This is a genomic window from Microbacterium sp. RU33B, from assembly GCF_900155915.1.
Classification (GTDB): domain Bacteria; phylum Actinomycetota; class Actinomycetes; order Actinomycetales; family Microbacteriaceae; genus Microbacterium.
This window is the reverse complement of the sequence record NZ_FTPO01000002.1, coordinates 728092-746376: the sequence shown is the minus strand read 5'-3', so window position 1 is coordinate 746376 and position 18285 is coordinate 728092. Positions and strand designations below refer to the sequence as shown.

Annotated in this window: 18 protein-coding genes; 6 read left to right on the top strand and 12 right to left on the bottom strand. The window is 70.4% G+C overall.

The window, feature by feature from the left end; all coding sequences use genetic code 11:
• Nucleotides 1–208 precede the first annotated feature (208 nt).
• The 4 genes from B0B14_RS13095 to B0B14_RS13080 are packed head-to-tail and all read left to right on the top strand — an operon-like array spanning nucleotide 209 to nucleotide 3394.
• Complete coding sequence (locus B0B14_RS13095; protein ID WP_218642086.1) at nucleotides 209–970, top strand: nitroreductase family protein; 762 nt, start codon at nucleotides 209–211, stop codon at nucleotides 968–970.
• On the top strand, nucleotides 967–1677 hold the full coding sequence (locus B0B14_RS13090) for a nitroreductase family protein (protein ID WP_076682470.1): 711 nt from the start codon (nucleotides 967–969) through the stop codon (nucleotides 1675–1677). The genes B0B14_RS13095 and B0B14_RS13090 overlap by 4 nt, the downstream gene beginning before the upstream one ends.
• On the top strand, nucleotides 1674–2627 hold the full coding sequence (locus B0B14_RS13085; RefSeq protein WP_076682468.1) for a zinc-binding dehydrogenase: 954 nt from the start codon (nucleotides 1674–1676) through the stop codon (nucleotides 2625–2627). Before B0B14_RS13090 ends, B0B14_RS13085 begins: the two co-directional genes overlap by 4 nt.
• Nucleotides 2624–3394, top strand: a complete 771-nt coding sequence (locus B0B14_RS13080) for an enoyl-CoA hydratase/isomerase family protein (RefSeq protein WP_076682466.1) — start codon at nucleotides 2624–2626, stop codon at nucleotides 3392–3394. The genes B0B14_RS13085 and B0B14_RS13080 overlap by 4 nt, the downstream gene beginning before the upstream one ends.
• A gap of 85 nt (nucleotides 3395–3479) precedes the next feature.
• Here the strand turns inward: B0B14_RS13080 and B0B14_RS13075 are convergent, their stop codons facing one another.
• Both B0B14_RS13075 and B0B14_RS13070 read right to left on the bottom strand, forming a co-directional pair.
• Nucleotides 3480–4784 carry an ABC transporter permease gene (locus B0B14_RS13075; protein ID WP_076682464.1) on the bottom strand — a complete coding sequence of 435 codons (1305 nt, stop codon included), beginning with the start codon at nucleotides 4782–4784 and terminating at the stop codon, nucleotides 3480–3482.
• The gene (locus tag B0B14_RS13070) at nucleotides 4781–5479 is read right to left on the bottom strand and encodes an ABC transporter ATP-binding protein (protein ID WP_083710591.1); all 699 of its coding nucleotides are present in this window, start codon (nucleotides 5477–5479) and stop codon (nucleotides 4781–4783) included. Before B0B14_RS13070 ends, B0B14_RS13075 begins: the two co-directional genes overlap by 4 nt.
• Before the next feature lie 161 nt (nucleotides 5480–5640).
• Between B0B14_RS13070 and B0B14_RS13065 the strand changes: the two genes are divergently transcribed.
• Together B0B14_RS13065 and B0B14_RS13060 are read left to right on the top strand one after the other, a co-directional pair.
• Nucleotides 5641–6846 (top strand): sensor histidine kinase, encoded by a 1206-nt coding sequence (locus tag B0B14_RS13065; protein ID WP_076682460.1) that lies wholly within the window; start codon nucleotides 5641–5643, stop codon nucleotides 6844–6846.
• Entirely contained in the window at nucleotides 6843–7523 is a 681-nt protein-coding gene (locus tag B0B14_RS13060; RefSeq protein ID WP_076682457.1) for a response regulator transcription factor, read from the top strand. The genes B0B14_RS13065 and B0B14_RS13060 overlap by 4 nt, the downstream gene beginning before the upstream one ends.
• Nucleotides 7524–7531: 8 nt before the next feature.
• On the opposite strand, the gene B0B14_RS13055 is transcribed toward B0B14_RS13060, so the two are convergent.
• The 10 genes from B0B14_RS13055 to B0B14_RS13010 form a co-directional block, all read right to left on the bottom strand.
• On the bottom strand, nucleotides 7532–7861 hold the full coding sequence (locus B0B14_RS13055) for a VOC family protein (RefSeq protein WP_076682455.1): 330 nt from the start codon (nucleotides 7859–7861) through the stop codon (nucleotides 7532–7534).
• The gene (locus B0B14_RS13050; protein WP_076682453.1) at nucleotides 7858–8841 is read right to left on the bottom strand and encodes an LLM class flavin-dependent oxidoreductase; all 984 of its coding nucleotides are present in this window, start codon (nucleotides 8839–8841) and stop codon (nucleotides 7858–7860) included. Before B0B14_RS13050 ends, B0B14_RS13055 begins: the two co-directional genes overlap by 4 nt.
• The gene (locus B0B14_RS13045) at nucleotides 8838–9818 is read right to left on the bottom strand and encodes an enoyl-CoA hydratase/isomerase family protein (protein ID WP_076682451.1); all 981 of its coding nucleotides are present in this window, start codon (nucleotides 9816–9818) and stop codon (nucleotides 8838–8840) included. The genes B0B14_RS13050 and B0B14_RS13045 overlap by 4 nt, the downstream gene beginning before the upstream one ends.
• Nucleotides 9819–9858: 40 nt before the next feature.
• A complete protein-coding gene (locus tag B0B14_RS13040) occupies nucleotides 9859–10845 on the bottom strand; it encodes an LLM class flavin-dependent oxidoreductase (RefSeq protein WP_076682449.1) in 987 nt (328 codons plus the stop codon).
• Nucleotides 10842–12395: a class I adenylate-forming enzyme family protein gene (locus B0B14_RS13035; protein WP_076682447.1), complete on the bottom strand. Its 1554-nt coding sequence runs from the start codon at nucleotides 12393–12395 to the stop codon at nucleotides 10842–10844. The genes B0B14_RS13040 and B0B14_RS13035 overlap by 4 nt, the downstream gene beginning before the upstream one ends.
• Nucleotides 12392–13396 carry an LLM class flavin-dependent oxidoreductase gene (locus B0B14_RS13030; protein ID WP_076682445.1) on the bottom strand — a complete coding sequence of 335 codons (1005 nt, stop codon included), beginning with the start codon at nucleotides 13394–13396 and terminating at the stop codon, nucleotides 12392–12394. Before B0B14_RS13030 ends, B0B14_RS13035 begins: the two co-directional genes overlap by 4 nt.
• Nucleotides 13393–14484 (bottom strand): LLM class flavin-dependent oxidoreductase, encoded by a 1092-nt coding sequence (locus B0B14_RS13025; RefSeq protein WP_076682443.1) that lies wholly within the window; start codon nucleotides 14482–14484, stop codon nucleotides 13393–13395. Before B0B14_RS13025 ends, B0B14_RS13030 begins: the two co-directional genes overlap by 4 nt.
• 76 nt (nucleotides 14485–14560) lie before the next feature.
• Nucleotides 14561–15553, bottom strand: coding sequence for an acyl-CoA dehydrogenase family protein (locus B0B14_RS13020; RefSeq protein WP_076682441.1), 993 nt, complete (start codon nucleotides 15551–15553; stop codon nucleotides 14561–14563).
• Nucleotides 15554–15562: 9 nt separating this feature from the next.
• The gene (locus B0B14_RS13015; RefSeq protein ID WP_076682439.1) at nucleotides 15563–16714 is read right to left on the bottom strand and encodes an acyl-CoA dehydrogenase family protein; all 1152 of its coding nucleotides are present in this window, start codon (nucleotides 16712–16714) and stop codon (nucleotides 15563–15565) included.
• Nucleotides 16701–18257 (bottom strand): AMP-binding protein, encoded by a 1557-nt coding sequence (locus B0B14_RS13010; protein ID WP_076682437.1) that lies wholly within the window; start codon nucleotides 18255–18257, stop codon nucleotides 16701–16703. The genes B0B14_RS13015 and B0B14_RS13010 overlap by 14 nt, the downstream gene beginning before the upstream one ends.
• Nucleotides 18258–18285 lie beyond the last annotated feature (28 nt).

Below are 18285 nucleotides of genomic sequence, written 5' to 3'. Positions count from 1 at the left end.
TGGCGACGCTACCTCCGGCGGGAGAGTTAATGCAAGCGCTTGCAGGATGAGAATGCGCTCATTAGTGCAGACCCGCGGTCGCGGCGTACGGATTTCCGGAAGCGCTTGCAGACGGAGGAGCCCGTCGGCGATTGCATCTGCGCGGAAGTGTCGATACATTCCAACCAGTAGGTATGCCCGTCCGCGTGACCGATCGACGGAGATCCCCGTGAGCGCAGCAGGTTCAGCCGTGCCGCTGACCGACCTCACCGAGGTCCTCACCACCACCCGATCCATCCGGCTGCGCCTCGACTACGACCGGCCCGTGCCCCTCGACGTCATCGGCGAGTGCATCCAGCTCGCCCTCCAGGCTCCGACGGGCGGCGACGCGCAGGACTGGCGGTGGATCGTGATCGACGATCCGGGCCTGAAGGCGAAGATCGCCGAGTACTACCTCCGGGCGTTCACCGAGCATGTTCTCGCTCCCCTGCACGGCGGATCCGGCGCGCAGGACGACGAGGTGCGCGGGCGCCTGGGCGGCGTCGGCCGGGACGGCGCCCTGGATCAGCGGACGCGCCGCATCCTCGACGCCGCCGAGCACCTGGCCACCACCATCGGGCGTGCGCCGTACCTCGTGCTCCCCTGCGCCACACGGCCCGACCCGGCCGCGGGCGGGCCGGGCACGACATCCGCACTCTACGGATCGATCTACCCGGCGGTGTGGTCGTTCAACCTGGCGCTGCGGGCCCGCGGACTCGGCACCTGCATCACCTCGCTGCACCTGCACCATGCCGCCGAGATCGCGCGACTGCTCGGCATCCCCGACGGCGTGGTCCAGGTGACGCTGCTGCCGGTGGCCTACACCGTGGGACTGTCCTTCCGCCCGGTCGCGCGCAAGCCGGTGAACGCGGTGTCGTACCTCAACGCGTGGGGCGCTCCGCTCCCCTATGCGGAGCGACCGTTCGCAGAGCTGTCGGGGGCGCCGGCATGAGCGCGCCCGTCATCACCGATGTCGACGAACTGCTGACCACGACCCGGGCGGTGCGCCGTCGGATGGACTTCGACCGGCCGGTCGGCCGCGGCGTCGTCGAGGAGTGCCTGCGGATCGCCCAGCAGGCGCCGATGGGGTCGAACCTCGAGCACTGGCGCATCGTGTGCGTCGACGACCCGTCGCTCAAGGAGCGCATCTCCGCGCTGTACACCGAGATCTGGTTCGAGACCGTCGAAGGACCGCTCGCCCGGAACGAGGCCGCCACCGTGACCCGGTTGTCGCCCTCGACGCGCCCCGATCGTGAAACGGCGGATCGCCAGGCGCGCATCCTCGGCGGCGTGAAGTTCCTCGTCGACCATCTGACCGAGGTGCCCGTCCTTGTGATCCTGTGCTCGCTCAAGCCCGTCCCCGAGGAGGCGGTCGGCGGCACGGCATCCGGGTACTACGGCTCGATCTTCCCGTTCGCGTGGTCGTTCACCCTCGCCCTGCGCTCGCGCGGCCTCGGATCGGTGATGGCCACCGCTCTCGCGCACCGGGCCGACGCGGTGCGCGACGCCCTGGGCCTTCCCGAGGACTGGCGCCCCATCACGCTCCTCCCGGTGGCGCACACGAAGGGCCTCGAGTTCCACCCGGCCCCTCGTGCACCGCTGTCGGACGTCGCGTTCTGGAACTCCCCGGACGAACCCGCCGGGACGGACCGCGCATGAGGGCCGCGTTCGTCACCGCGCCCGACGCCGACGATCCGGCGGGCGCCGTCTCGATCGGCGAGCTCCCTGCCCCGACGGCGGACGACGGCTGGGTCGAGGTCGAGGTGCATGCCGGCGCCCTGAACATGCACGACGTCTGGATGCTGCGCGGCGCCGTGCCGTTGGCGGACGGGCCGACGGTCATCGGCAGCGACTGCGCCGGGACGAGCGGCGGAGCCGACGTCGTCGTCTACCCCGTGCTGGCGCTCGCCGACCCCGGCCGCAACGTCGCGCACGGCACGCTCGTCTCCGATCTCGGCCACGGCGTCCTCTCCGAGGTCGCGACCGTGCCGGCGGCCGGCATCGCCCCCAAGCCCGCACATCTCTCCTGGGCCGAGGCCGCCGCCCTTCCGACCGCGTGGCTCACGGCGTACCGCATGCTCTTCACGCAGGCGGACCTGCGAGCCGGCGAGACGGTGCTCGTGCAGGGAGCCGGCGGAGGAGTCGCGACGGCCGCGATCGCGCTGGCCTCGGCGGCCGGAGCGACCGTCGTCGTGTCCTCTCGCTCTCCGGAGAAGGCCGAGCGGGCGCTCGGGATCGGCGCCGACCTGGCGATCGCGCCCGGAGCGCGGGTGCCCGAACTCGTCGACGTCGTGATCGACTCGGTGGGCGCCGCGACGATCGGGCATTCCCTCGCGTCGGCGCGCGTCGGTGGCCGCGTCGTGACGTGCGGATCGTCGACGGGCTTCACCGGGGCGATCGACCTCGGCCGCATGTTCGCCCGCGAGCTCACGCTCCGCGGCTCCACGACCGGCACCCTCGAGGAGTTCCACCGGATGGTCGCCTTCGTCGCCGAGCATCGGATCACGCCGGTCGTCGACAGCGTCGTCGACCTTGCGGACACCGAGCTGCAGGTGCGGCGGATGCTGGAGGGCGCCGCGTTCGGCAAGCTCTGCGTGAGCCTGCGATGAGCGCCGTCGAGCTCGAGCGCGACGGCGCGATCCTCTGGGCCCGCCTCCGCCGGCCCGAAGCGGGCAACGCGTGCAGCTCCGAGGTCATGGAGCTGCTCGAGCAGTGGACGGAGCGCGCGCACGACCCCGGCGTGCGCGCGCTCATCCTCACCGGCTCCGGCGCCACGTTCTGCGCGGGCGCCGACCTCACCGAGGCTACGCGACTCCTGGCCGATCCTCCGGCGCTGCTGGCGTTCCTCGAACGCGGACGCGCACTGGTCCAGCGCATCCGCCGCGCATCCGTGCCCACGATCGCCGCCGTCAACGGCGCCGCGTTCGCCGGCGGTCTCGAGCTCCTCCTCGCGTGCGACATCGCCGTCGCCGCGCGGAGTGCGCGGATCGGCGACCGGCACATCCGGGTCGGTCAGGTTCCCGGATGGGGGTCGAGCGCGATGCTTCCGGCTGCCGTGGGCCCCTCCCTTGCGCGGCGCCTGCTGTTGACCGGCGAGACGTGGTCGGCCGACGACGCGCTGCGCCACGGCCTGGTGAGCGAGGTCGTCGACGACGAGGCGCTCGCCGAGTGCGCTCGGGGCGTGGCGGAGAGCATCGCGCGGCACGATCCCGCCGCCGTGCAGCGGATGCTGACGCTGGCCCGCGGCTCGTCGGACGGGGGCGACGTCGCCTGGGCACGGGAGTGGGAGACCCTCGTCGCGCATGTCGCGACGCAGGGACCGGAGGGCTCCGACGAGATGCTCTCCGCGCTGCGGCGGCGCGATCAGGCCGACTGAGCCCGATCGCGCACGACCCGTCGGCGCACATCCCGCGGAGCGACGGGGCGGCCCGATCCGCGCGTGCGGATCGGGCCGCCGCGGGTCACTCGTACCGCAGCGACTCCACGGGATCGGCGCGCGCCGCCCGGGCGGCGGGCAGCGTTCCGGCGAGGAACGCGATCCCCATGACGATCACGATGATCACGCCTATCGACAGCGGATCGAAGGCGATCAGGGTGAGCCCCGGGAGGTCGGCCAGGAGGGTGTCGGCGAGCGCCGAGCTGATGCCGACGCCGGCGACCACCGCCACGGCCACGCCGATCGCGCTGCCCAGCAGCCCGATGAACACGGCTTCGAAGCTGAACAGACTGAACACGCGGCCGTTGCCCATGCCCATGGCCTTCATCAGCCCGATCTCCCTCGTGCGCTCCTGCACCGACATGAGCAGGGTGTTGACGATGCCGAAGCTCGCGGCGAGCAGGGCGATGACGGCGAACGCGTTCAGCACGAGCACGATCCCGTCGATGACGGTGCGGAACGCGCCGAGCTGATCGGCCACCGTCGAGCCGGTGAAGCCCTCATCGGCCAGACGGTCCTTCAGCGCCGCGATGTCGTCGTCGGTCGCCTCCGGATCGAAGCGGATCGTCGCCTGGGCGTACCGCTCCACCTGATCGGCGGGCAGGCCGATGCTCTGCGCGTCGAACAACGCATCGCTGAGCGCCTCGTTCGGCACGACGGCGGCGCCCGACGGTGACGCCAGTCCCTCCTCGGCGACCCCGACCACGGTGGCTTCGACCACGTGCTGGGTGCGTTCGGCGTCGGTGAGCGTGAGCGAGACGGTCTGGCCGATCGCCTCCTCCGCATCTCCCAGACCCATCGGCTCGGTGAAGTCGACCGGCAGCACCAGCTGCAGCTCGTCCGAGCCGTCGTCGGGCTCGGAGCCCGCGGCCAGCGGGATGGTCTGGCCGGCGATGAGGGCGCCGACCCCGATCACGTACTTCGTCCCGTCCCCCGCCTGGATGTAGTCGAGGCTGATCGTGCGCGTGGGCTGGACGTCCAGGACGCCGTCGATGCCGGCGAGCGTATCGAGGTCGTCGGGCCGCAGGGCCACGACGGTCGATCCCGGAGGGCCGGGCTGCGTGCTCGCCACCGCGTCGGGGTCGTACTCGACCGGCCCGTCGGCGGCGACGCCGGTCAGGGAATCGGCGGTCTTGGTGACCGTCATCGCGTCGCTCGCGCCGATCGCGGTCACGGTGTCGTCGATGTAGGCGTTGATGCCGGTGCCGAGGCCGCTGGTCAAAGTCAGGGTGAATGCTCCGACGAAGATCGCCAGGATGGTCAGGATCGTGCGCGTCTTGGAGCGGAAGGTGTTCGCGACGGCGGTGCCGATCAGGTCGAGGGTCTTCACGATGCCACCGCCGCGGAGTCCTCGACCAGCAGGCCGTCGCGAATGAAGAGACGCCGATCGCAGCGACGGGCGAGGTCCTCGTCGTGCGTGACGACGAAGAGCGTGATTCCGTGCTCGCGGTTCAGACCGAACAGGATGTCCTCCACGACCGCTCCGGTCGCGCTGTCCAGGTTGCCGGTCGGCTCGTCGGCGAAGATGATGCGCGGATTGTTCACCAGCGCGCGGGCGATAACCGTCCGCTGCTTCTGACCCCCCGAGAGGTTGACGGCCTTGTTCTTCGCCTTGTCGTCGAGTTCGAGCTGGGCGAGGGCCGCCATCCCGCGACGTCGGCGTTCGGCGCGTCCGACGCCGGCGATCTTGAGCGGCAGGATGACGTTCTCGAGCACCGTCGCGTTTCCGGTGAGGAAGAACTGCTGGAAGACGAAGCCGAACGTCTTGTTGCGCGTGCGGTTGAGCGCACCGCCCCGCAGCCGGGATGTCTCGGCGCCCTCGAGCAGCACCGAGCCCGAGGTCGGGGCGTCGAGCAGAGCGAGCACGTGCATGAGGGTGGACTTGCCCGACCCGCTCTTGCCGACGATCGCGACGCTCTCGCCCTCGGCGACGTCGAAGCTCACCCCCTTCAGCGCGTCGAAGCGGTTCTGACCTCGGCCGTAGGACTTGTGTACGTCCGTGACCGAGATGATCGGGGTGGCCATGTGACTCCTCACAGGGGTGCGGGGCGGGTGGGTACCCAGCATCGCCGCGCCGACCCGTTCTCCGCGTCGCCCTGTCGGAGACACCTGCATACCGCGGGCGCGGTATGCGGATGCCGCTGCCGGATGATCCCGCGAGACGCGATGACCGCCACACTGGACGCATGACGCCCGTTCCGCTGTCCGCCCACACCTTCGGCGGGCTGCCGCCGAAGGTGACGGCGTGGGTCGGAGACCTCGCCGCCGCCGTCGTGGTGATCGGTTCCGCCTTCGTTCCCTTTCCGGAGGCCCAGTTCCATCCGACCGATGCCGCGGGGCTCGCGCTGGTGGCGGCGCCCGCCCTCATGCTGCCGCTGCGGCGCCGGGCGCCGCTGGCCGTCCTGACGGTGTGCGTCGTGCTGTACGGCGTCGCCGCACTCGCGGGCCGCCTCTGGCCGGGCATCGTCGTCGCGGTGGCCATCGCGGTGTTCGCCGTGGCGAGCCGGTCGACGCGCCGCCGGACCGTCGTGGTGACGCTGGCGACGATCGCCGTCGTCGTGATCATGTCGCTGATGACGTCGATGGCAGGCATTCCGGGAACGCGCATCTTCGCCGTCGCCGTCACGATCGCCTTCGCCGCCGCTGCGGCCGATGCCGAACGGTCCGCCCGGGCCTACATCACCGCGATCACCGAGCGCGCCGAACGGGCGGAGCAGACGCGCGAGTCGGAGGCGCGACGCCGGGTCACGGAGGAGCGCCTGCGGATCGCGCGCGATCTGCACGACGCCGTCGCCCATCAGATCGCGGTCATCAGTCTGAACGCCGGGGTGGCGGCATCCGCTCTTCCGAGCCGCCCGGAGGCGGCCCAGGATGCCGTGCGCACCATCCGCTCCGCCGCGAACAGCGTCCTCGGCGAGATCGGCACGCTCCTCGAGGTGCTGCGCACCGACGAGGATGCTCCGGGCGCGCCGGATTCCCCACAGCCGGGTGTCGACCGGCTGCCGGAGCTCGTCGAGACGTTCGCGGAGGTCGGTCTCGCGGTGACGATCCGCACGGAGGGAGACCCGAGCCGGATGGACGAGGCGACGGGACTGACCGCCTACCGCGTGATCCAGGAGGCTCTGACCAACGCGCACAAGCACGGAGCCGAGCATCGCGCCCACGTCCTGCTCAGCGTCGACGACGCGGTGCGCATCATCGTGACCAACCCGGTGGGCGCGGCGCCGGCCGAACGCGATCCGTCCGCCGCTGCGCGCACCGGATCCGGACTCGGGCTCATCGGGCTGCGTGAGCGCGTCGCAGCACGTCGCGGCACGGTCGAGGCCGGTCTCGCGACCGGAGGCTGGCGGGTGTCGGTGACGCTGCCGCGCACCACGGAGGCTGCACGATGATCCGCGTCCTGGTGGTCGACGATCAGGCCCTCATCCGCCAGGCGGTGGTGCAGATCCTGGAGCACGCCGACGGTGTCGAAGTCGTCGGGCAGGCGACCGACGGGCAGGACGGTGTGCAGGCGGCCGTCGATCTCGTGCCCGACGTCGTCGTGATGGACATCCGGATGCCGCGGATGGACGGCATCGCCGCCACCGCGGCGATGTGCGCTCGTGCCGAGCTGGGTGGGACGAAGGTGCTCATCCTGACCACGTTCGAGGAGGACGAGTACATCGTCGCCGCCCTGCGCGCCGGCGCGAGCGGCTTCATCGGCAAGGGCGCCGAGCCTGAGGCGATCGTCGCCGCGGTCGTCGCCGTCGCCGCCGGCGATGCGCTCCTGTCCCCCGCGGCGACGCGCAGCCTGATCACCCGCTACGTGCTGCCCCGCCCGGCGATCGCCGACCGCCTGCCGGCCGAGGTGCCCGCGCAGCTGCGGCACCTGACCGACCGGGAGCGCGAAGTCCTGCTCCTCGTGGCTCGAGGGCTGTCGAACCAGGAGATCGCGGACAGCCTGCACATCTCACCGCACACCGCGAAGACCCACGTCAACCGCGTGATGTCGAAGGTCTACGCGCACGATCGCGCCCAGCTGGTCATCCTCGCCTACGAGAGCGGCCTCCTGGCGCCCGGGGCCGGGTGAGCGGCGCTCTAGACCGATTTCTTCGCGTACACGACGACGGCGTTGCCCGCCGCATCGCGCACGAGGACGGTCCGCTCGTGCGGGCCCTCCACGACCGGGCCGGCCTCGCCGTCGAAGCCGGAGAGGAACCCGTCCAGGTCGTCGACGGCGATGCTCACCACGACCGCGCCCGGCACGGGCTGCTGCGACGCATCGGCGAGGGCGAGCGTGGTGGTGCCGTCGGTGAGAGCGGCGTACCGGTCGCCGTCGCGGAACCGCAGCGTGAGACCGAGCGCGGTGTAGAAGGCGACCTGCGTATCGAGGTCGCCGGCGGGGACGATGATGTGTCCGATCTTCATGTGCGGAACCTCGGCATGACCTCTCGCGCGAACCGCTCGGCGATCCGCATCGACTCCTCGATCGGCAGGCCGAGCCACTGCATCCGGAAGACGAAGTGGTTGTACCCGGCATCCGAGAAGTCCTTGACCTTCGCGGCGATGTCGTCGGGCGACCCGAAGAACAGGGCCTTGTGCTTGATCCCCTCCCACTGCGTCTCGAAGTAGTCCATCCCGTACTGCACGTACTCCCCGTACGACCGCGCGACGCCTTCGCCCGCGATCGACCACGCCTCGTCGAAGTCGTCGGCGACGCACAGGTCGCGGTGGATCGGGAAGGTGGCACCGGCATCGTCGAACCCCGCCGCAGTCCGCTCGGCGCGGTAATCGGCGAGGTTGCCGACCGCCCAGTTGCGGCGCACGTTCGACGGCGCGAGCCAGGCGAGACCCTGCCGTGCGATCCGCGTGATGCCGACGGGACCGTTCGCCCCCACCCACACCTCGGGCCCTCCGGGGTTCACGGGCAGCATGCTGCTGCGCACGCCGTCGAGCGTGAAGTGGCGGCCGTGGTGCACGACCGGCTCTCCGGTCCACAGCTTCTGCATCACCTCGAGCGACTCGTTCATGCGCGAGACGCGCGTGCGGCGATCCACGCCGAACGAGGAGAACTCGTCGTCGCGATACCCCGACCCGATGCCGAGGATGAACCGCCCGCCCGACATCTGGTCGATCGTCGCGATCTCCTCCGCCCAGCTGACGGGGTGCCCGAGCGGGAGGATCAGGATGCCCGTGCCCAGCGACATGTCTCCGGAGTGGTCGATGAGGCGCGACAGCAAAGGCAGCGGCTGGTGCGTGCGCAGCGACGACAGGTAGTGGTGGATGCCGAAGAGCGAGTCGAATCCCAGGTCCCGCACGTGCTGGACGAACTCCACCAGTTCGCCCGAGCGTCGGCCGAGATCGTCGTCCCGCGCGTACTGGTGGTCGAGGAGGATGCCGAACTTCACCCCTCGGCATCCTCGCGCGAGCGGGAGTCGCTGAGCCGGAAGTAGGGCGCCACGAGGCGGTCGCGATCGGCGAGGGCCTGGCCGATGCCCTTCTCGCGACGCTCCTTGAGGAAGTTCCAGTCGCCCTCCTCGAACGACACGTTCGTCGCCCACCCGTGGCCGACCCATCCGGTCATGGCGCCGAGGCCCTTGCCGCGGGCCTCCATGAGCACCTGCATCATCGACTTGCCCATCATGAGCGAGTCCAGCGGCATGACCGCGATCGCCGCCGCGTAGTCGGCGACCCACTTCTCGAGCTCATCGCGCTCGACGACCTTGGTGACGAGCCCCTTGCGCTCGCCCTCCTCGGCCCCGATGGCCCGCATCGTCAGCATGACGTCCTTCATCGTCGTCAGGCCGACCTTCTCGATCCAGTGGTACATGTCCTGCGGCGCCGGGCCGAGGTAGCGGAACGCGGGATGGGTGAACTTGGCGTCGGGGGTCGCGATCACGATGTCGGCCGACAGGGCGATCTGGAAGTGCCCGCCGTAGCAGTACCCCTGCACCTGGCAGATCGTCGCCTTGAGCGACTCGATGATGGGGCGCGTGAACCCCGAGCTCAGCACATTGCGGTCGGCGAGGATGCGCTGGCGCTGCGACGGCCGGCGGCGGGACTCCTTGTCGGTGCCGTTGCGGTAGCCGATGTAGTGCCCGAGCTCTGCCGCGTCGGCGCCGGTGCCGAAGTGGTCGCCTTCGCCGGTGAAGACGATGACCTTGACACGGTCGTCGGTCTCAGCCTCGCGCACGAGATCTCCGACCCGCTCGAAGGCGGCGACGGGGATCGCGTTCAGCCGGTCGGGCCGGTCGAACGTGATCGTCGCGACGGCGCGCTCCTCGTCGACGTGATAGCGCACGTAGCGCGCGAGCACCTCGGGATCGGTCTCCATGTTCTCGACGTCCCACTGGTGTTCGAGCAGATCTGCTTCGGACTTCTTCACGGTGTTCCTCACTCTTTCTGGTCGGTGGTGGTTCTGCGTCTCACCGGAATGCCGGGAAGACCTCTGTGGCGAACAGGCGCAGCGAGTCGCGCACCTTCTCGACGGGCATCCCCAGCCATCCCGGCCGGAAGATGACGTGGGTGAATCCCAGAGCGCGGAGCGCCTCGATGCGCTCGATGAGCGCAGCGGGCGATCCGAGCAGCAGCGTGTTGGCCACGAGCTCGTCGAAGCGATCGCGCTGCCACCGCAGCGCCGGGTACTCGGCATACGTCGAGTACTCCCGGCGGGCGTACGGAAGGGCCTCTTCGATCGCGCGCTCCGTGGTCGGGGCGCAGTACAGCTCGAGCCCGACGGGCCGCTCAACGGCCGCGGGGTCTTTGCCGGCCGCGACGAGCGCGTCGTCGTACACCTGCGTGTGCTCGCGGAGGTACCGCGGGTTGGGCGAGTTGCCCGGCGCGTACCAGGCGTCGCCGAGCCTCGCGGCCCGCTCCACCGCCTTGCGCCCGCCCGCGCCGATCCAGATGGGCGGACCTCCGGGCGTGAGCGGACGGATGCCGATCGACGCGTCGTCGAGCGACACGTGCCGGCCGTGGAAGGTGACCGGATCGCCCGACCACAGCGCACGGATGACGCGCACGCTCTCGTCGAGCCGCCGGAAGCGGGTCGCCGGGTCGATGCCGAACGCCGCGAACTCGTTGTCGCGATAGCCGGCTCCCACGCCGAGCACGACACGCCCGTGGGAGAGGTGGTCGAGCGTCGCGAACTCCTCCGCGATGTGCACGGGGTGGAACATCGGCATCAGCAGGATGCCGGTGCCCACCGTCATGTCGCCCGAGCGGGCGAGCAGGCTCGCCGTCATGGAGATGGGCTGGGGGGTGGCGAGGTTGGACTGGAAGTGGTTGATCGTCCAGACCGAGTCGTAGCCGAGTTCGGCCGCGAGCTCGACCGTGCCGAACAGCTCGTCCAGTCGCGTCCTGAGGTCGTCGTCGTGCGGATACTGGTGCGACGCCATGATCCCGAACTTCATGCGTCTCCCCCGCTCAGTCCGGCGATCGCGACGCGCTTGACCTTGCCGGCCTCGCTCCGCTCCAGTTCGTCGACGAACTCGACCCGCCGCGGAGTCTTGAAGTGCGCGAGCCGCTCGCGGGAGAACGCGACGAGCTCGGCCCGCACGTCGTCATCGGGCCGGGAGGCCCCCTCCGGCGAGCGCACGATCACGGCCACCGGGATCTCACCGAGACGGTCGTCGGGCACTCCGAGCACCCGCGCGTCGACGACGGCGGGATGCTCCCGCAGCACGTCCTCGATCTCCTCGGGCCACACCTGGAATCCGCCGCACTTGATCATGTCGCGCTTGCGGCCCGACAGCCAGAGCACGCCGTCCTCGTCGACGTGGCCGACGTCGCCCGTGTGCACCCAGCCGTCGCGGATGAGCTCGGCCGACGCCTCGGCGTCGTCGACGTAGCCGCGCGTGAGCTCGGAGCGCACGACGATCTCGCCCTCTCCTCCGTCGGCGACGACGGAGCCGTCGTCGGCGCGCACCTCGAGCTCGACGCCGTCGTAGACGCGTCCGGCCGACCCCGGCTTCCAGAGGCCGGCCTTCATGTCTCGGCCCGTCCAGCCCGCGATGTGGCCGGACTCGGTCGAGCCGTAGTTCACCAGGATCGGGGTGCGGTATCGCTCCTCGAACTCGCGCCGCAGCGTCCACGAGATGGCCTGCCCGGCGACGAGCACCGACTTCACATCGTCGAAAGGCAGCTCGCGCTCGGCGTGCACGATGTCGAACACCATCGTGGGCAGGAGGAAGAAGTTGTCGAAGCGGAAGCGCTCCATGAGGGCGGCGAGGCGGTCCACGCCGAAACGCTCCCAGACGACCGCGGGGCGGCCGACGTAGAACGCGAAGAGCAGGGCATGCTGCCCGCCGGAGTGGAACAGCGGGAGAGCGATGAGGTTGGGGGCGGCATCCGGCGCCGCCGTCCCCTGCTCGGCCGAACGCGAGGAGGCCTGCGCGAGACGCGCGAGGGAGCCGAAGGTTCCGCCGTGCGTGACGCTGACGGCCTTCGGCCGACCCGTCGTCCCGCCGGTGAAGAGGATGCAGGCCTCGGCCTCGTCGGCGACGGCGGGCCCGGAGACGCGCGCCTCCTGCCCCCAGGCGAGGGTCTCGACTCCGGCGACAGAGGCATCGATCGAGAGGATCGGGAGGGCGGTGTCCGCGCCGACCGAGCGGGCCGCCTCCGCACCGCGGGCGTCGACGAGGAGCATCCGCGGCGACGTCTTGTGCACGGCATCCGCGAGCTCCGACGCGTTGTAGAGGCTGCTGATCGTGACCGGGATGGCGCCGATCTTCCACGCGCCGAAGAGGAAGAACACGACGTCCGGGCCGTTGGTCAGGTAGAACGCGATGCGGTCGCCCGCGCCGACGCCCTTCGCGCGCAGCGACTCGGCCACACCGCCGGCGAGGAGATCGATCTGCGCGAACGTCCAGCTGCGCCCGTTCTCATCGAAGAGTCCGGGGGCGTCGCCGCGCTCCGCTGCCCGCGCCTCGATGATGGTCGCGAGGTTCGACGCGCCGGTCATCGCACGACCGTGCTCTCACGGGGCGCTTCCACGCGCGGGATGACCTCGGCGCCGAAACGACGGATCTGGTCCATGGTCTCGTCGTGGCTCGCGCCGACGAACTGGAGCCGGAGCGTGACTTCGGTGATGCCGAGGACGTCCTCCCAGCGCCGCAGCTTCGCGACGATCTCCTCGGGGGTTCCGACGAGGCAGTCCTCGGCGAGATAGCGCTCGACATCGATCTTCTGCGCGTCGTCCCACGACTTGTATCCCGCGTACTGCCGCTCGAGGTGGGGGCGCACCCTGTCGAACGCCGCCGCCCGCGAGTCGGCGACGAATCCCTCGCGGCTCAGGGGGTACTCCCGCTCGAGGGAAGCGCCGCGCGACTCGAGCACTCCGCGGTAGATGCCGAGCAGTCGGGCGAGTTCGTCCTCGGTGCCCTTGGGACCGATGAGCCACGGCGCATCCAGTCGCGCGGCGCGACGGATCGCGGGCTCGGCGAACGCTCCGATCCAGATGGGCGGGCCGCCGGGCTGCACGGGGCGGAGGGCGAGCGAGGCGCGCGGCGCGCTCCCCCACGTGCCCTCGAGGTCGAGCTCCTCCCCGCGCCACAGCGCGCGCAGAAGCGGAACGTACTCGCGCAGGCGCGTGAGCCGGTCGTCCCAGGCGACGCCGAACGCCTCGGTCTCGCGCTTGCGGTACCCGGCGCCCATGCCCACGGTGAGTCGCCCACCGGAGAGCACGTCGAGCGAGGCGAGGTCTTCGGCGAGCGCGATCGGGTTGAGAAGCGGAGCGAGGAGCACGCCGAAGCCGATGCGCACGCGCGACGTCGCGGCGGCGAGATATCCCGCGAGCGGGACCGGCTGGACGAAGGCGGACTTGGCCAGGTAATGATGACCGAGGTAGACGGCGTGGAACCCCGCGTCCTCTGCCGCTGTCGCCTGAGCGAGAACCTGGTCGACACCGGCGACGGCCGACGCGCCCGGCTCGAACTGGGCGCTCAGGAAGCAGCTGATCTTCACCCGGCGAACACCTCGCTCGGCGACGGCGCCGATGACGAAGCGGACTCGGCCCGGAAGTGCGGGATCACGGTGGTCGCGAACTCCTCCATCGACTTCAGCGCAGCGGTGCGGTCGAGCGAAGGGATGCGCAGCCACCCGATGTAGTGGTTGATGCCCAGTTGATCGCGCAGCTGCTCGATCGTCTCGATGACGCGCTGGGGCGAGCCGAAGTTGCCGCCGTGCGTGAGGGTCTGCTCGAGCGTGAGCATGTCGATGTTGCGGGCGACGGCTTCGTAGTACGCCTTCTCGGCCTCCATCGCCTGCTCGGAGCCGGGGATCACCTTGCCGACGGACTTGTAGTAGTTCATCGCGGCCTGGGCCGCGGCCTGCAGGCCCTGTTCGCCCTCTCCGCACCACACCTGCTGCATGAACGGCACGTCGTACTGCGTGATGTCGTGCCCGTTCTCGATCATCGCGTTGCGGTACAGCGCGAAGTTCTTCTGCATGATGCCCAGCGGCGTGAAGTTGGGCGACGTGATGATCGATTCGCCGACGGCGCCGCGCTCGCGGAAGCTGTCGGGCGAGACCGTTCCCTGGAGGATCGTGGGGCCCCCGGGCGTGTACGGACGCGGGTACGTCGTGATGTTCTCGTAGTGCAGGATCTCGCCGTGGTACGAGAAGTTCTCCTGCGACAGCGCGAGCCGCAGCACGTCGAGCGTCTCGTTGTAGCGCACCTTCGACTCTTCGATCGGGATTCCGAAGCCCGAGAACTCGGTGGGCTGATACCCCCTCCCGACACCGATGCTCACGCGCCCCTGCGACATCACATCGAGGGCGGCGATGTCCTCGGCGAGTCGGAGCGGGTCGTGCAGCGGGAGGACGAGCACGGCCGTCCCGATCGAGATGTTCTTCGTGCGCGCGGCGATCGCCATCGCGAAGTTCAGAGGGTTGCCGAGGATCCCGTACTTGGAGAAGTGATGCTCCGCGAGCCACACCGAGTCGAACCCGAGTTCGTCGGCGAGCTCGATCTCTTCGAGGGTGTCGCGGTAGACCTGGTGGTCCGACCCTCCCTCGCTGAGCGGGAACAGGTTCATGATTCCGAATTTCACAGCGACTCCTCCGATTGCGTGCAGTTAATCCCGACTGGGCGGTATGTTGCGGTCGCGCCGACGACCTCGACGCCGATCACGCGCGTGCCGCCACGCGCAGCCGCCCGACCTCTCGCCGATGCACGGAGCCCCGGCCGAGCATGGCGTCGAGCACGAAGGCGCGACGAAGGTAGAGGTGCGGATCCGCGGCCATCGTGATCCCCATGCCGCCGTGCACCTGGATGCAGCGTTCGGCGGCGAAGACCGCGGCCTTCCCTGCGGCGGCCTTTGCGGCGTGCACGTGCGACGTCGCATCGTCGCGATCGTTCTCCACCGCCCAGGCCGCGTAGATCGTGAGGTCCCAGGCCGCCTTCCGCGCGGTCACGGCCTCGGCGAGCTGGAAGGCGACGCCCTGGAACGAGCCGATCGCCTTGCCGAACTGCTGACGGGTGCGCGCCTGGCCGGCCGCGAGATCGATCGCGCCCTGCGCCACACCGCACAGCTGGGCCGCCACGACGAGCGTGGCGCGCTCGAGACCACGCGCGAGCGGACGCGGATCGGCCCCCGCCTCGGCGAACTCCACGTCGGCGAGCGGGACGGAGGGGTCGAACGACTCGCGCTCGCGCACGGCGACCGCCGATGCGGACCACACGCGATCGCCGTCGACGACCGCGAAGGCATCCGCGTGCGCCGCATAGGGGACGAGACTGCGCGCGATCCCCGTGCCGGTCCACCCGGGCCGCGCGTCCACGGCCGGCGCGAGCACGACCTCGCCGCCCAGGATCGCGTCGTCGACGACCGGGCCGCCCGAGAGGAGCTGCACCGCGGCCGCATGCCACGGGAAGCGGCTGGGCGCGAGCGTCTCGCCGAGAACCTCGACCGCGACGAGCAGATCGACAAGGTCGGAGCCGACGCCTCCGATCGACTCGGGCACGCCGAGCACGCCGAAACCGCCGAACAGCTCGGCATCCATGGCGGGGGGTGACCACGGGGCGTCCAGGGCGGCCCGCGCCGCGCCGTTCTCGCCGCCTGCGATGTCGCGCACGGCCTGCTCGACCTCGCGCTGCTCTTCTGTGAATGTCGCGTGCATGTTCTCCTCCTAGCGCGAGCGGGGCAGCCCGAGCACCCTCTCCGCGAGGATGGACTTCTGGACCTCTTCCGAGCCGCCTTCGATCGTGTGGGCGCGGGCGCGCAGGTAGCGCCGCATGCGCGGGCCCGCCCCGTCGCCGTCCAGCAGAACGCCGCCGCCGTCGTCGATCTGCACCGCGAGCCGGTTCGCGTTCTGCACGACACCCGCCCACAGACTCTTCAGCGCCGACGTCTCAGGCCCCGGGACTCCGCCGCTGCGACTCTCGGCGACCATCCGCATCGAGCCGATCCGCACGGCCTCCGCATCGCAGTCGAGCGCCCCGACGGCGTCGAGGAAGGCCTCGTCGTCGGCCATCCCGCGCTCCACGGCGATGTCGATCAAGCGGTCGACGGCCTGGCGTGCCCAGACCCACAGGTTGAGCGCCATCGAGCCGCGCTCGAAGGCGAGCGTCGTGAGAGCGACCTTCCACCCGTTGCCGACGCCGCCGAGGACGTCCTCATCGGGGACGAAGACGTCGTCGAGGAACATCTCGTTGAACTCGGTGTCGCCGTTGATCATGACGAGCGGCCGCACGGTGAAGCGATCCATCGGCGCGAGGAAGTACGAGATGCCGGCGTGCTTGTCGGCGGTCGCATCGGTGCGGGCGAGAAGCAGGCACATGCTCGCGTTGTGCGCGTTGGAGGTCCAGATCTTGGAGCCGTTGATGACCCACCCGCCGTCGACCTTCACGGCCGCGGTCCGCAGGCTCGCGAGATCGGAGCCCGATCCGGGCTCGCTGAATCCCTGGCACCAGTAGGTCGACCCCTGCAGGATTCCCGGGAGGTACCGCGCCTTCTGGGCGTCGTCACCGTGCGCGATGATGGTGGGTCCGGCGAGCATCATGCCGACGCCGTTCAGAGGGTAGGGAGCGCCGCGGACGGCGGCCTCCTCGTTGAAGATCGCCTGGGCGAGCGCATCCATCCCTCGACCGCCGTGCTCGACCGGCCACGAGAGTCCGGCCCACGACCCCTCGCACAGGCGCTCCTGCCAGACGCGCGACCAGTGTTCGCGCTCGGAGTGGGCGAGCTCCTCCTGATCGGGGACGTCGGCGAGCGCGGTGTCGAGCCACGCGCCGACCTCGCGCCGGAAGGCCTTGTCGTCGGGGCTGTCATCGAAGTCCATGGGCGCCTCCTGAGGTCTGCGCGGTCTCGGTGCCGGCGAGCTTGGTCTTGTAGAGCTTGCCGTTCGGGTCGCGCGGCAGGGATTCGTGGATGACGTAGTGCACGGGCCTCTTGGGCTTGGCCAGCCGCGCCTCCACGTGCGCGCGCAGCTCCGCCACGACGTCGGGCGACGACGCGCGCTCCGACAGCGCGATGTGCGCGACGGGCACCTCGCCGTACTCGTCGTGACGCTCGCCGAGCACGCCCACGTCGGCCACCGCGGGATGCTCCAGCAGCGCGGCCTCGATCTCGGCCGGGTAGACGTTCACGCCGCCCACGAGGATGAGTTCCGCCGCGCGTCCGGTGATGTAGAGGAATCCGTCGGCGTCGACGTGTCCGACATCCCACACGGTGAGCAGGTCTCCCCGACGCGAGCCATCGGTCTTCGTGGGGTCCTTGTGGTACTCCATGCGATCGGTGCCCTGGCGCATGTAGACGATGCCCGTCTCGCCGGTGGGCACCTCTTCGCCGTCGGCGTCGAGGATCTTGAGCGTCGAGATGGAGGCGGGCCGCCCCACCGTGCCGGGATGGGCGAGCCACTCCAGCGGGCGCGCGATCGTTGTGCCCACCTCGGTCGATCCGTAGTACTCGTAGACCACGGGACCGAACCACTCGAGGATGCGCCGCTTCACATCGGGTGGGCACGGGGCGGCGCCGTGGATGATGTAGCGCAGCGACGAGACGTCGAACGACTCCCGCACCTCGACCGGGAGCTGGAGCAGCCGGTAGAAGTGCGTGGGCACCATGCTCGATCCGCTCACCCGACGCTCCTGCACCCGGCGGAGGAACCCCTCCGGCGTCCAGCCGTCCATGAGGACGAGCGTTCCCCCCGCGTGGAGGGCGCCCATCGCCGGGGTGATGTTCGCGGAGTGGTACAGGGGGGCGGAGACGAGCCAGGCCGAGAAGGCCTCGCGCTCCATGCCGAACTCCTGGAAGAGCCACACATAGGTGAGCGCGCCGGTGTCGGCGTCCATCCCGCTCAGGGGGCGCTTCACGCCCTTGGGCTTGCCCGTGGTGCCCGACGTGTACATCATGAGCGAGCCGGCCGTCGGGGCGGCGACGTCGTGGGACGGCATCCCGTGCGTGAGGTCGTGGAGCACGTCGCCCGAGGCCGACGGGCGGTCGACGACGAGGTCGATCCCGAGCGAGTCGGCGACCGATCGGACGGTGCCCTCCACCCGCTCGGAGCACACGACGAGCTTCGCGTCGCTGTCGCCGACGATGTACGCGATCTCGGACTCGGTCAGGTGGTAGTTGAGGGTGACGAGGTAGAGGCCCGACTGCATGACGGCCAGGTACAGCGCGATCATCCCGACGCTGTTCGTCATGACGCAGGCGATCGTGTCGCCCTGGCGGATTCCGCGCGCGGCGAGACCGTGCGAGATGCGGTTGACGTCGGCGAAGAGCTCGCCGTACGTGCACGACGTGTCGTCCGCGGACACGATGGCGCACTGATCGGGATCGGAGACGGCCCAAAGCCGAAACCCGGTCTTGTGGTCAATCATCGGACTCCATTGTCAGTAATTCCGACCA